General features: G+C 51.2%; 13 protein-coding genes. 9 read left to right on the forward strand and 4 right to left on the reverse strand.

What is annotated here, in order from left to right:
- Positions 1-45: 45 nt before the first annotated feature.
- Positions 46-1,500 (reverse strand): NADP-dependent isocitrate dehydrogenase, encoded by a 1,455-nt coding sequence (locus GWC94_RS12740; RefSeq protein WP_161835396.1) that lies wholly within the window; start codon positions 1,498-1,500, stop codon positions 46-48.
- A 217-nt stretch (positions 1,501-1,717) separates the two neighbouring features.
- Here GWC94_RS12740 and apaG point away from each other — a divergent pair, with 217 nt between their 5' ends.
- Positions 1,718-2,104: a Co2+/Mg2+ efflux protein ApaG gene (gene apaG, locus GWC94_RS12745; protein WP_161835397.1), complete on the forward strand. Its 387-nt coding sequence runs from the start codon at positions 1,718-1,720 to the stop codon at positions 2,102-2,104.
- A gap of 58 nt (positions 2,105-2,162) precedes the next feature.
- Here the strand turns inward: apaG and gldB are convergent, their stop codons facing one another.
- Positions 2,163-3,155, reverse strand: a complete 993-nt coding sequence (gldB, locus tag GWC94_RS12750; protein WP_161835398.1) for a gliding motility lipoprotein GldB — start codon at positions 3,153-3,155, stop codon at positions 2,163-2,165.
- Positions 3,156-3,325: 170 nt separating this feature from the next.
- Here gldB and GWC94_RS12755 point away from each other — a divergent pair, with 170 nt between their 5' ends.
- Positions 3,326-5,008, forward strand: coding sequence for an NAD+ synthase (locus GWC94_RS12755; protein ID WP_161835399.1), 1,683 nt, complete (start codon positions 3,326-3,328; stop codon positions 5,006-5,008).
- A gap of 145 nt (positions 5,009-5,153) precedes the next feature.
- Here the strand turns inward: GWC94_RS12755 and GWC94_RS12760 are convergent, their stop codons facing one another.
- On the reverse strand, positions 5,154-5,990 hold the full coding sequence (locus tag GWC94_RS12760; protein WP_161835400.1) for a universal stress protein: 837 nt from the start codon (positions 5,988-5,990) through the stop codon (positions 5,154-5,156).
- Positions 5,991-6,159: 169 nt separating this feature from the next.
- Positions 6,160-7,335 carry an acetyl-CoA C-acyltransferase gene (locus GWC94_RS12765; RefSeq protein WP_161835401.1) on the reverse strand — a complete coding sequence of 392 codons (1,176 nt, stop codon included), beginning with the start codon at positions 7,333-7,335 and terminating at the stop codon, positions 6,160-6,162.
- A 151-nt stretch (positions 7,336-7,486) separates the two neighbouring features.
- Here GWC94_RS12765 and GWC94_RS12770 point away from each other — a divergent pair, with 151 nt between their 5' ends.
- From GWC94_RS12770 to GWC94_RS12800, 7 genes are all read left to right on the forward strand, one after another.
- Positions 7,487-8,527 carry a quinone-dependent dihydroorotate dehydrogenase gene (locus GWC94_RS12770; RefSeq protein ID WP_202628755.1) on the forward strand — a complete coding sequence of 347 codons (1,041 nt, stop codon included), beginning with the start codon at positions 7,487-7,489 and terminating at the stop codon, positions 8,525-8,527.
- A 28-nt stretch (positions 8,528-8,555) separates the two neighbouring features.
- On the forward strand, positions 8,556-9,356 hold the full coding sequence (locus tag GWC94_RS12775) for a TerC family protein (protein WP_161835402.1): 801 nt from the start codon (positions 8,556-8,558) through the stop codon (positions 9,354-9,356).
- Positions 9,357-9,491: 135 nt separating this feature from the next.
- Complete coding sequence (locus tag GWC94_RS12780) at positions 9,492-10,109, forward strand: hypothetical protein (RefSeq protein ID WP_161835403.1); 618 nt, start codon at positions 9,492-9,494, stop codon at positions 10,107-10,109.
- 18 nt (positions 10,110-10,127) lie between these two features.
- Entirely contained in the window at positions 10,128-10,427 is a 300-nt protein-coding gene (locus GWC94_RS12785; RefSeq protein ID WP_161835404.1) for a winged helix-turn-helix domain-containing protein, read from the forward strand.
- A gap of 74 nt (positions 10,428-10,501) precedes the next feature.
- A complete protein-coding gene (gene creD / locus GWC94_RS12790; protein WP_161835405.1) occupies positions 10,502-11,836 on the forward strand; it encodes a cell envelope integrity protein CreD in 1,335 nt (444 codons plus the stop codon).
- A gap of 64 nt (positions 11,837-11,900) precedes the next feature.
- Complete coding sequence (locus GWC94_RS12795; RefSeq protein WP_161835406.1) at positions 11,901-12,263, forward strand: diacylglycerol kinase family protein; 363 nt, start codon at positions 11,901-11,903, stop codon at positions 12,261-12,263.
- Positions 12,260-12,907 (forward strand): DUF1361 domain-containing protein, encoded by a 648-nt coding sequence (locus GWC94_RS12800; protein WP_161835407.1) that lies wholly within the window; start codon positions 12,260-12,262, stop codon positions 12,905-12,907. The genes GWC94_RS12795 and GWC94_RS12800 overlap by 4 nt, the downstream gene beginning before the upstream one ends.
- The last annotated feature ends 27 nt before the right edge of the window (positions 12,908-12,934 follow it).

Genomic DNA, 12,934 nt, shown 5'->3' on the forward strand with positions numbered 1-12,934 from the left:
CGCTATGCCAGTTACGATGCGGTCACCAATGACCAGCAACCTGGCCTACTGCCCCTGCGCCAGGCTGTACGCCTTTTTATCGGCCCATTTATTCAGGAGTTCTGTAGAACAGATCTTGAAATCGGCTGACAGGCGTTTATACAGTTCCAGGATATCGACCTGTGTGGCCGATACTTCGCCGATGGTTTCAAAACGGCAGGCATAGGTGTTCACCAGGTTGGTGAACGAAGAGCCTTTGGGCCATACCTGTGTGCCGCGGTTGCTGATGGTTACCAGCTTAAACAGGTCGGAGGTATGGTGCAGGCATTTTTCTGCGATCACGGCCGGCTGCAGGTTGCTTTCAATGAACATATCCACGCCAACGATGGTTACCGGCTCCAGGTCTTTGCTCTCGAGCATGGGGTTCTCCGAAAGTCTGAAATGGGTGGGTGTGGCCTGCTGGTCGGCGATGATCGGTTTGGGATGATTGGCCGGCAGCTTCCCGAAATTGGCGATAATGGCATCCGTAAATTCCGTTGTGTTCACAGACCTGGTTGCCTTGTCGCCAAAATCGCCTGTATGGATACCGCTTTCGAGCGTGTACAGCAGCGCATTCTCCATCATGGCCGCGGCTTCCATCAGTCCCAGGTGACGCAGCATACCAAAACCGCTCAGCAGCAGCGCGGTGGGGTTCGCTATATTTTTGCCGGCGATATCAGGCGCCGTACCATGCACCGCTTCAAAAATCGAAATATGGTCGCCGATATTGGCAGAAGGCGCAAAACCCAGTCCGCCTACCAGTCCCGCACAGAGATCGCTTACGATATCGCCCTGCAGATTGGTCAGCACCACCACATCAAAAAGATCCGGCCGGCTAACCAGTTTCATACACAGATCATCCACGATCACGTCGTCGGCTTTCAGACCGGGGTATTCCCTGGCTATTTCGTAAAACACTTCCAGGAAAAGGCCATCGGTCAATTTCATGATATTGGCCTTATGACCGCAGGTGATCCTTCTGGCGCCTTTTTTCTGCGCCATCTCAAATGCATACTTGATCACCTGGGCGCTTCCCGGGCGGGTAATAAAACGGCGGCTCAGCGCCACATCGTGCGTAAGCATGTGTTCGATACCGCCGTAGGTATCTTCGATGTTTTCACGGACAATGGTAATATCGATCGGGATCCCCGCTTTGCTGAACACCGTATCCACCCCGTGCAGGGTCTGGAAAGTGCGTTTGTTGGCATAGGTGTTCCAGGTTTTGCGCGCGGTGACGTTCACGCTTTTTACGCCTTTTCCCTTGGGGGTTTCCATCGGGCCTTTGAAGAGAATACCGTTGGTCTCGATAACCTGCTGTGCTTCGGGGGTCATACCGTTGCTGTATCCCTTGTCGAACACCCATTTACCCATATCCACGAACTCGTAGTCGAGCGGCACCCTGGCGGCATCAAAAACGGATAACACGGCGGCCATGATCTCCGGTCCTATACCATCACCTTTCGCAACAGCAATTTTTGTCATATAAGCGGTTTTTTAGTGGTGCAAAGGTACGTGATTGCAGGGTAGCCGCAGGTTGGCGGGCGATGGTTTTTCTTTAACAATTCCTTGCACTAACAGCAAACACCCTGCAATCGGGGCAAACCGAATGAAAAGCCTTAGCCAGGGCTGCAACACGGGAATACCCGCTGGCAATATTGCTTCTAATTCCTTATTTTTAGGGCAAGCAAACGAAAGGGGTATGGTATCAAAAATTTCGGAGGGCGTGGAGATCAGCGTGGAAACATTTTACCAGCCCGATTACAGCAACCCGCTCAACAGCGAATTCATGTTTGCTTATCGCATCACCATCGAGAACCATAACCATTTCACCATTAAGCTGCTTCGCCGTCAGTGGTATATTTTCGACAGCAACGGCGAACACCGCGAAGTGGAAGGAGAAGGTGTAGTGGGCGTGCAGCCTGTATTGCAGCCCGGCGAGCGGTACAATTACCTGAGCGGCTGCAACCTCCGCACCGAAATGGGACGCATGCATGGCTCCTACCAGATGCAGAACGAAAACAGCAAGCAGCTTTTTTCCGTAAAGATCCCCGCGTTCGAGATGATCGTTCCCACGAAAATGAATTAGGTGGTTTTGGTCTGTAGTCTTTGTTTGTTTGACAATAATCACAAAACACAACCCACCCCTACGGCTTATACTTCGCCTCGTCGAATATTCTTTTCGCCGGTGTCTGCATCAGCGCTGTGAGCGGCACCTCCTTATTTTTCTGCATCCATTTACCGACGATCTGCGTGCCTACAAACTGTCCGATATTGCCGGGTGAGTCTGGTCCCAGCGCCTGTGTATTCGGCGCATCGTTCATGTAATCGCGTGTCATATTCGGGTCTATGCTGAACAGGAGATCGCTCTGTACAAAAAAGCTCCAGATATTTTTTTCATTGTCGTAGCAGCCGGATAACTGCTTTGCCGTGTAGCCCGTTTTCAGGGTGTCTGCCGTTTCGGGTAATAACCTGTTGAGCAGGTACTGCCGTTTGCCTGCTTCCACCATCTGCTCCACCAGCGGCCCGGTAACTTTATTGGGGAACATATCGTCGATGATATTCTTCATACAGTTAACAGGTATATAAGCCGGCTCAAATTTCCTGGCAATAAAAGGCGGATACAGTTCCTGGCTCATGGCCGTCTGGTACAGCGGGTAATCCCTGCCCATATACAGCTGCAGCCCTATCGCCAGCGCATCGGCGGTGATGATGTTTCCATAGCTGTTGACAGGACCGATAAAAGTGATCAGCCTGACCGGCAGTTTGTACTCCGGAAAATAATATTTCACGAACTGCATTCCTTTCCTGATCTCCGCAGCGATCGGTGCAAAATCGCCAAACAGTTTGCGTGAATCGGCATACATATCACGGTAGCTGCGCAGAAACAACTTTATATCCCGCGCGCTGTCGGGCGATACGCCCAGTATATTGAACAGGAAATCCTGCGTAAACCCCGGGTATTTTTGGTACACCGCCTGCAGCGAGGCATCGATATGCAGGGTATCCACCGCAAAAAAATCATTCTCAAAACGGATCGTCTGGCTGCTTACCTGCACCTTCGACACATCGGGTGTTTTGGGTTTGCTGCTGCACGCAGAAAGAACCAGCAACAGGCATACGTAAACTGTATACTTCATGACCACAAAAGTAAAATGCCGGCGGCAACAAATCATACCCTTCGGATAATAGTCTGTTAAAGTAACCGGCGCATGGTTGTCTGAACCGCTTACTGTCCTGCGGCAGGGTTTTCTTTAAATGTCTTCCCCGGGCGTTTTTGCGCTACCGCAAAACTCCCGAACTTCGTGTTATGAAAATATTTCTTGCGCAGCAGAATTATCATATCGGCAATTTCGAAAGCAATACCCGTAAGATCATCCAGGCCATTAAGGAGGCCAAAGAACAGGGCGGCGACCTGATCCTTTTCAGCGAGATGAGCGTTTGTGGCTATCCTGCACGCGATTTTGTGGAGTTCAACGATTTCATCGGCAGGTGTTATACGGCCGTGAACGAGATAAAGGAACATGCCGATACCATCGGCGTGCTGGTGGGCGGACCTGCAAGAAATACACAGCACAGGGGCAAAAATCTTTTTAACGCTGCTTTTTTCCTGTATGAAAAAGAGATCAAGGCCGAGGTGCACAAAACCCTGCTGCCCACCTACGACGTGTTTGATGAATACCGTTATTTTGAACCCTCATTCAACTGGCAGGTCATTCCCTTCAAAGGCAAAAAACTGGCGGTGACCATCTGCGAGGATATCTGGAACCTTGGCGACAATCCTTTGTACCGTACCTGCCCGATGGATATACTGATGGAACAGCAGCCGGACATCATGCTCAACCTGAGCGCATCACCGTTTGACTATACACACGATGAAGACCGAAAATCGGTGATCAAAGCCAATGTGCTGAAATACCGCTTACCCATGTTTTACTGCAACGCGGTAGGCAGCCAGACAGAAGTGGTGTTCGATGGCGCGTCGCTGGTATTTGACAAGGATGCCAATCTCTGCAGGGCATTGCCCATGTTCGGCGAAGCGCTGGAAGCAGTGGTGCTGAACGATGACGGAAGCATTGCCGGATCCGTTCTTGAACCCGCAAGCCGTGTACCCGACAAAGAACTCGTACCTGAAACGCTGGAACCGGAACTGAATATTTCGCAGGTGTACGATGCGCTGTTGCTGGGCATCCGCGATTATTTTGGTAAAATGGGTTTCAGCAAAGCCATTCTTGGTTCATCCGGCGGCATCGACTCTGCCGTAACACTTGCCATAGCCTGCGATGCCCTGGGCGCAGAAAATGTGCGGGCCATACTGATGCCTTCGCCCTACTCCAGTACGCACTCTGTGGACGATGCCGTGCAGCTGAGCAAAAACCTGGGCAACCCCTATGATATCCTTCGCATAAACGAAGTTTACCAGGCATTTCTCAACACATTGCAACCCATCTTCGGCGATCTGCCGTTTTCGCTGGCGGAAGAAAATATCCAAAGCCGGGGCAGGGGTAATCTACTGATGGCTATCGCCAATAAATTCGGGTATATACTGCTGAATACCTCCAATAAAAGCGAGCTGGCCACGGGCTACGGCACTTTATACGGCGATATGGCGGGCGGACTGGGTGTGCTGGGCGACTGCTACAAATTACAGGTGTACGCACTGGCCAGGTATATCAACAGGAACAGGGAAATCATACCTGCTTCGATCATCACCAAAGCGCCAAGCGCAGAACTGAGACCCAACCAGAAAGACAGCGACAGCCTGCCCGAATACGAATCGCTCGACCAGTTGCTTTACCAGTATATTGAAAAAAGACTGGGACCTGCCGAGATCAAGGCCCAGGGTTTTGACGGCGCGCTGGTTGACCGCACGCTCAGAATGGTGAACGCCAACGAATACAAACGCAACCAGTTCTGTCCCATCATCCGCGTTTCGCCCAAAGCGTTTGGCGTGGGAAGAAGGGTGCCGATTGTAGGCAAGTATTTGGTGTAGACAGGGGTTGGTGGCGAGGTTTAGGATGATCTGTCAGAGCGGCTATATGGCTGTATTGTTACAATGCAACAATGTAGCCATGCAGCCATGCAGCCACACACCCACCACCCCCCATTCCAAAATTTCCCAATTTCCCAATCCCCAATCACTCATGTATCACCATCACCGGCACCTGGCTGTGAAATGCCAGCTGCTTGGTATGGCTTTCGGAAAAAAGACTGCCGAAAAATCCCTGTTTTTTGGCGATGGTAATCACCAGGTCGATCCCGTATTCGGATGCAAAATCATTGACCGCTTCCGTGAAATTGGCGTTTTCAGAGAAATGGAACTCGGGTGAGAGATCGTTCAGCAAACGATGCAGCGCATAGTCTTCTGCCGAATGAGTGGTATCGTCTTCGTATTCTTCCGGATCGTCTTCGATTGCGAACACAAACAGTTTTGCTTTTGTTTCCTGTACGATCTTCCGCACAAGTTCAACCGGCACTTTGCTGTCTTTCCTGTCAAAATCGCTGGTAAGCATGATCTCTTCTATCCGTGTAAACGAACACCCTGCAGGAACGATGATCACCGGTGTATGTGTATGCTTGGCCACCGATACCGCATTGCTGCCGATCAGTTTTTCCTCCAGCGCACCGCCCCCGGTAATACCCATCACCACAATATCGGCCTTTACTTTATTGCAGACATCATCAAGTCCTTCCGCCAGGTCGCCGTATTCGTTGAAGATCTCGATCAGCACGTTTTTTGAAAAAGGCAGCAGGTCCGACCGGAATTTGGCCAGCCCGTGCTCGCTTTCTTCTTTCAGTGTATCCACTTCGAGCATCTGTATACCGGGCACCATCGGGTCGATGGTTACGGGTATCTCGTAGGAATGGTACAGGACAATCTTTTTAACAGACAGTTGCTCAGCAAGTTGCAAAGCATAACGGGCCGCGTTCTGCGCGGTTGCCGAAAAATCGGTCGGAAGCAGCAGCGTATCCATATAGAGGTATTTTAGGATAAAGCAAAAAAAGCATGCCGGGAAATTTTCGGATGGCCGATCGGATGATTACCGATTGCCGATTAATTCATGCGCAGCAATACAGGTAACTTCCTTAAAAATCCATCGGCAATCGCCCATCTAAAAATCGGCATTCCAACAACCCTGCTTCCTACAGATTTTCTATAATGCCCGCAATTCCCTGGCCGCCGCCTACGCAGGCCGTGACCATGCCGTATTTTTTGTTGAGCCGTTTCATATCGTTCAGCAGCTGTACCGTAAGCTTGCAGCCGGTGCAACCCAGGGGATGACCCAATGCAATTGCCCCGCCGTTGATGTTAACGATATCCGGATTGAGCCCCAGTTGGCGGATAACCGCCAGCGATTGCGAGGCAAACGCCTCGTTCAGTTCGATAAGTTCGATATCGTTCAGCTGCATATTGGCCTGCTTCAACACCTTGGGTATCGCCGCCACCGGACCGATGCCCATGATGCGCGGATGAACACCGGCAGAAGCGCAGTTCACGAGACGGCCGATGGGTTTTAATCCCAGTTCGTTTACCATCCGCTCGCTCATCACCAGCGCAAAGGCGGCGCCGTCGCTGGTCTGCGAAGAATTGCCGGCGGTAACACTGCCACCCGCCGCAAAAGCGGGTTTCAGTTTGCCAAGCGCTTCAATACTGGTATCGGCCCGCACGCCTTCATCGGTATCCACCACATAAGAGCGGGTTGCTTTTTTACCTTTTTCGTTCAGGTAGGTTTCTTCAACCGTTACCGGCAGTATGCCATTTCTGAAATAGCCATTTTCTATTGCATGTTTTGCTTTCTGGTGCGATGCCAGTGCAAATGCATCCTGTTCATCGCGGCTTACCCCGAATTCTTTTGCCACGGCTTCTGCGGTAAGTCCCATACTCAGGTAATAATCGGGATCGTCTTTGGCAATGGAATAGGCGGGCACGGTCTTCCATCCTGCCGTAGGAACCAGGCTCATGCTCTCCGTTCCCCCGGCAATGATGCATTCCGCCATACCGGTACGTATCTTGGCCGTTGCCGTGGCAATGGCTTCGAGTCCGCTGGCACAATAACGGTTGATGGTAATACCCGCCACTTCAATACCCAGCGCCCTTGCGGCAATGATCCTGCCGAACTGTAAACCCTGTTCGGCTTCCGGAACCGCGTTGCCAACGATCAGATCATCCACTCTTTTCGGATCCAGCTGCGGTACCGATGCCGTGAGCCCTTTCACCACTTCCACGGCCAGGTCGTCCGGTCTGAAAAAACGAAACCCGCCCCGCTTGCTTTTTGTTACCGCGGTACGGTAGCCCGCTACGATATACGCTTCCTGCATAACAAAGATTTTGCTTACCAAATATACGGATTATTCCGAAAAGTTGTTTATGCAACTAATACGCTCCTTACCCGCCGGCATTTCGCAGAAAAGAAACCATCCACGAATCCAAAATCTGCAAATCCCTGATCTTCCCCCCTATCTTCGCGCCATGATCTACCCGCTGATCCGTAGTCTCTTATTCAATTTCGACCCGGAAAAAGTGCATTATTTTTCGATGAATATGCTGCGGTCGGTATGCAGCACTTCGGCCGGACTAAAGCTGGTGCAAAACTGTTTTGGTGTTAAGGAGCAGGGACTGGCAAAGGAGCTTTTGGGGCTGCATTTCCGAAACCCGGTGGGACTGGGTGCGGGCTTCGACAAAAACGCGCTGTACCTGCGCGAGCTGGAGGCGCTGGGTTTCGGGTTTGTGGAGATCGGCACCGTTACACCCAAACCGCAGGCAGGCAACGACAGACCGCGTCTGTTCCGGCTGCCGGATGACAAAGCCATCATCAACCGCATGGGGTTTAATAACGACGGACTGGAAGCGGTGAAGCTGCGTCTGCAAAAATGGAATGAAAAAAAACAACAGCTGGTCGTGGGAGGTAATATCGGTAAGAACAAGGTTACGGCCAATGAAGATGCCTGGAAAGATTATGCTGCCTGTTTCAGGGGCCTGTTTGATGAGGTGGATTATTTTGTTGTGAATGTAAGTTCTCCCAATACACCGGGCCTTCGAGAGCTGCAGGAAAAGGATGCCTTGCATAAGATACTTTCTGAGCTGCAGTCGATCAACCAGGGAAAGCCCAAGCCCAAACCATTGTTGTTGAAAATAGCACCTGATCTGACCATTGATCAGCTGAACGATATCATAGATCTTGCGCACGATGTAAGGTTAAGCGGTCTTGTTGCGACCAATACCACCATCAGCCGAGAAGGATTGAGTGAGCGTTCCGCCGCTGAAAGTAATAAGATCGGTGCGGGCGGATTAAGCGGAAAACCCTTGAAACGCAGATCTACGGAGGTAGTGGAATATCTTACGCAGCAAATGCAGGGAAGCGTTCCGGTTATCGCCAGCGGCGGCATCTTTACCGGTGAAGATGCAAGGGAAAAACTGGATGCAGGCGCATCGCTGGTGCAGGTCTGGACCGGGTTTATTTATGAAGGACCTTCTATCGTGAAAAATATCTGTCGCTGCCTTTCTGCGTAAGGGCGCAACATTTGCAAACAACCAATACATGGAATCCTTATTTACTTCCGACAACCTGGTCAGTTTCCTGGTACTCGTAGTGCTCGAAGTGGTGCTTGGCATCGACAATGTGATCTTCGTAAGCATCATCATGAGCCGCCTGCCCGAGAAATTACAACCCAAGGCGCGCATAACCTGGATGGTCAGCGGCATCCTGCTGCGGTCTGTGCTGCTGTTTGGCCTGAGCTGGCTGCTCTTGCAAAAAGGCAAGCCGCTGTTTTCCGTATTTGGCAAAGAGGTGGATCTGTCAAGCCTGGTAATGATCGCCGGCGGTCTGTTCCTGATCTATAAAACGGTAAAGGAGATACACCACAAACTGGAGGGTGAAGAAGAACAGGCAACCGGCATCAAAGCAAAACCGCTTGGTTTTGGCAATGCAGTGGTGCAGATCATGCTGATCGATATGGTGTTCAGCTTCGACAGCATCATCACCGCCGGAGGTACGGCCAAAAGCCTGGAGATCATGATCGCCGCCGTGGTGGTGGCCATGATCGTGATGTTCCTGTTCAGCCCGAAAATAGCGGGGTTCATACACAAACATCCCACGCTTAAAATGCTGGCCTTGTCGTTCCTGGTGCTGATCGGCTTTGTGCTGCTTGTGGAGGGCTGGGATTCGGAAAGATCACACGATCTGCACCTGAAGAACTATGTATATTTTGCGATGGCCTTCTCATTTATCGTGGAACTGCTCAATATGCAGGTACGCAAACGCTATGCCCGCCCGGTGAAACTGCATGAGCCCCACCTGGACGATATAAAAGCAAACGACGGGGATGATATGGCCAGATGAGGGAGATTGCCGAAGGAGGATTGCAGAGATAAGGAATTGCAGACAGGAGGCGATTGAAGGCGGGAAAGTATGGGGCGATGGAGAATTTGGTGGATTGGGGAATTTTTGATTACTTTGAATTACAAAGCGCTTTTTATGGAAGAAAAAAACGAGCACCTGGATGCCCTGCGGGATATCCGGAGCATGATGGAAAAGAGCAGCCGGTTTATCAGCCTGAGCGGGCTGAGCGGTATTGCCGCGGGCTGCTGCGCGCTGGCGGCTGCATTCTATATATGGTGGCAGTTCAACGGCCAGCGTTTGTACGATTATACCGAAGAAAGAAATATGGTACTGGTAAGTTCCCTGCTGGCGGTGGGACTGGTTACGTTTGCCGCGGCGATCGTGCTGGCTTTTTTGTTCACCTACCTGCGGAGCAGGAAAACGGGTATCCCTATCTGGGGCAATACCGCGCAGCGGCTGATGCTGAATACGGCGATACCCCTGCTGGTGGGTGGCGTGGTGGTGCTGAAACTGCTGCAAATGGGCGTGATCGCGCTGGTGGCGCCGGTATGCCTGTTGTTTTACGGGCTGGCCCTGATCAACGGAAGTAAATATACCCTGCGGGAGATTCGCTGGCTCGGGTTCAGCGAGCTACTGCTGGGCATGCTCAATCTCTGGATGACCGGGTACGGTCTTTTTTTCTGGGCCCTCGGGTTCGGGGTACTGCATATACTTTACGGTGCCATCATGTGGTGGAAATACGAGAAACAATAAAACAGGCCCCGGAGCAGCATGAAGAATCCTATCGAACATCTTAATAAGGCATTTGACAGTCGCGTGAGGCTGGGTATTATGAGCGCCCTGCTGATGAACGAACAGGTCAGCTTTAACGAACTGAAAGAATTGATCCAGGTTACAGACGGTAACCTGGCCAGTCACCTGAAAACCCTCGAAGAAGCTGCCTGTATCAAAGTGAACAAAAGTTTCATCGGCCGAAAAACCAATACCACCTATGCGGTTACCAGGGCCGGGGAAAAAGCTTTCAAGACACACCTGGAAGCGCTTGAACAGATGATACGCAACACGAAATAATTTTTTTGTATTTATACTTTGAAATTCAAAGCACTTTTACATCAGTCAGATTTCTTACCCAAACCAACCGATATATGGAATTCAGCAAAACCCCGTTCCTACCGCGCGCCATAGAAAATGCCGCAGCAAACAGGCCATTCACCAAAGGACTTATTACCGCCGCACTGACACTGCTGCTTTTGATCCCCACTCTTTTTATCGCCAACCTTGTGGAAGAACGCCAAAACCGGCAGGCACAGGTGGTGGCCGATGTCAGCAGCAAATGGGCCAGCGCCCAGCGCGTTACAGGGCCCTACCTGTACATTCCCTTCGTGCAGCAGGAGAAAATGCCCGATGGCACCAGCCGCGCCAGTAAACGCTACCTGTACCTGCTGCCCGACAACCTCTCCGTTACCGCCGACATTGTTCCCGAGCAAAGACCCCGCTCCATCTACAAAGTGCTGCTGTACCGAAGCTCCGTTACCGCAAAAGGAAACCTTTCGCTGTCATTTCCCGCGGAGTTCAACAGCCAGTCACTGTTGTTATCGGAAGCCCGGGTATGCATCGGCATCACGGATTTCAAGGGCATCGAAAAAAAGATCGCCATCGGCATCAATGGCAAAACCTATGATCTTCTGCCGGGCTTACCCGCTGCAGACATGGATTCCGTGGGACTTTCTGCCGCCATCGACCTGTCTGGACTGTCCGCAAACCAATCGCTCGAATTCAGCCTGCCCATGCAGTTACGGGGCAGCCGGCAACTTCATTTTGCGCCTATGGCAGGCAGCAGCCGGTTCACCATTCGTTCAGCCTGGCCTGATCCTTCTTTTGACGGCAGCACGCTTCCCTCTGAACGCGAAATAAAAAAAGACGGGTTCACGGCCGTCTGGGAATTCAGCAGGGCCAATCTTCCTTTCAATACCGTATTATCCGCCGGCCAGGTGCCGCGTTCGTCTTTTGATTTTGGCGTAAGCATGTTGCAGCCAACCGATCAGTATGCAAAAACCGCCAGGAGCATCAAATACGCCATACTGGTTATCGGTCTCAGCTTTGCCCTGTTCTTTATCATCGAGATCATGCAGCAGCGGCCCATGCACCCGGTGCAGTACGTGCTGATCGGCATGGCGCTATCCATCTTCTATATCCTGCTGTTATCGCTGAGCGAATTCATTTTATTCAACCAGGCCTACCTGGTTGCGGCGGCGGCCACCCTGCTGCTGGTTACCCTGTATGTAAAATCGCATTTCAGGCAATGGAAGACAGCGCTTGTTTTCGGCTCGGTGCTGGCCGGGCTGTACACGTTTATTTTCATCCTGATACAGCTGGAAGATACGGCGCTGCTGCTGGGCAGTATCGGTCTGTTCCTGATTCTGGGCGGTATCATGTTCCTGAGCCGGAAAGTGAACTGGTACCCGGTACAGAACCGCTGACAATACATAAAACAAAAGAGACCTAATTTGCAGAACAGGGATATCGTATACAATACACATAATCATGAAACAACAGGCAATTACCCGGGCTTTCAGGCATGCATGGGATGGCATTTCTGTTTTTTTCCGTCATGACCGCAATGGCAGGATACATCTTGCCGCTGCCATACTGGTGTTGCTGGCCGGGTGGTATTTTTCGGTAAGTGCGGTGGAATGGTGCATTCTCTGTCTCTGCGTGGCACTTGTGATCGGGCTTGAGATGATGAACCATGCGCTGGAGAAGCTGTGCAATATGGTACACGAAGAATGGCACCCGGTAGTAAAGGTCATCAAGGATGTGTCTGCCGGCGCCGTACTGGTCGCATCAGTGATCAGCCTGATCACTGGCCTGATTATTTTTCTTCCCAAACTACAATCGATCCTATGAAAATTACGAATATCAGCAAGCTCCTGTTGCTGTCTGTGAGTTTTACCATGACGATGTTACTGGTGCGTTTTTTCTATTCGCATACCATGGATTACCGTTTTTATGGTTGGAATACTTTTCTGGCGGCTATCCCCTACCTGGTGAGTACGCAACTGATCAAACTCAGGAGGTTCAGTGTATTCGCGGGGTTTCTGCTGATAGTCTGGCTGCTGTTCTTCCCAAATGCACCGTATATCATCACAGACCTGCTGCATTATGAAGAGCGGCCGCCTGTGCCTTTCTGGTACGATATACTGCTGGTTACTTCCGCTGCATGGAACGGTCTGATCCTGGGCCTGGTATCGCTGATGAATATCGAAAAATTCCTGCACAAATTCCTGAAGCCGCTGTGGGTGAATACCTGTGTTGTATTCAGTCTGTTGCTTTGCGGTTACGGTGTGTTTATCGGGCGCTTTCTCCGGTATAACAGCTGGGATATTGTAACCGATCCGGGGTCGCTGGTATATGCTTCCGCGCATCATGTATTGCTGCCGCAGCGTTACTCCAAGCTATGGGTGTTTACCTTACTGTTCACCGTACTGCTGACGATCATTTATTATACCCTGAAGCACCTGCCTGCAGCGGTGAGAGAGCAGAAGGAATAATTTGGAAGTGTGCTGATTTGACAATTT

The organism is Sediminibacterium soli (genome assembly GCF_009939225.1).
GTDB classification, from domain to species: domain Bacteria; phylum Bacteroidota; class Bacteroidia; order Chitinophagales; family Chitinophagaceae; genus Sediminibacterium; species Sediminibacterium soli.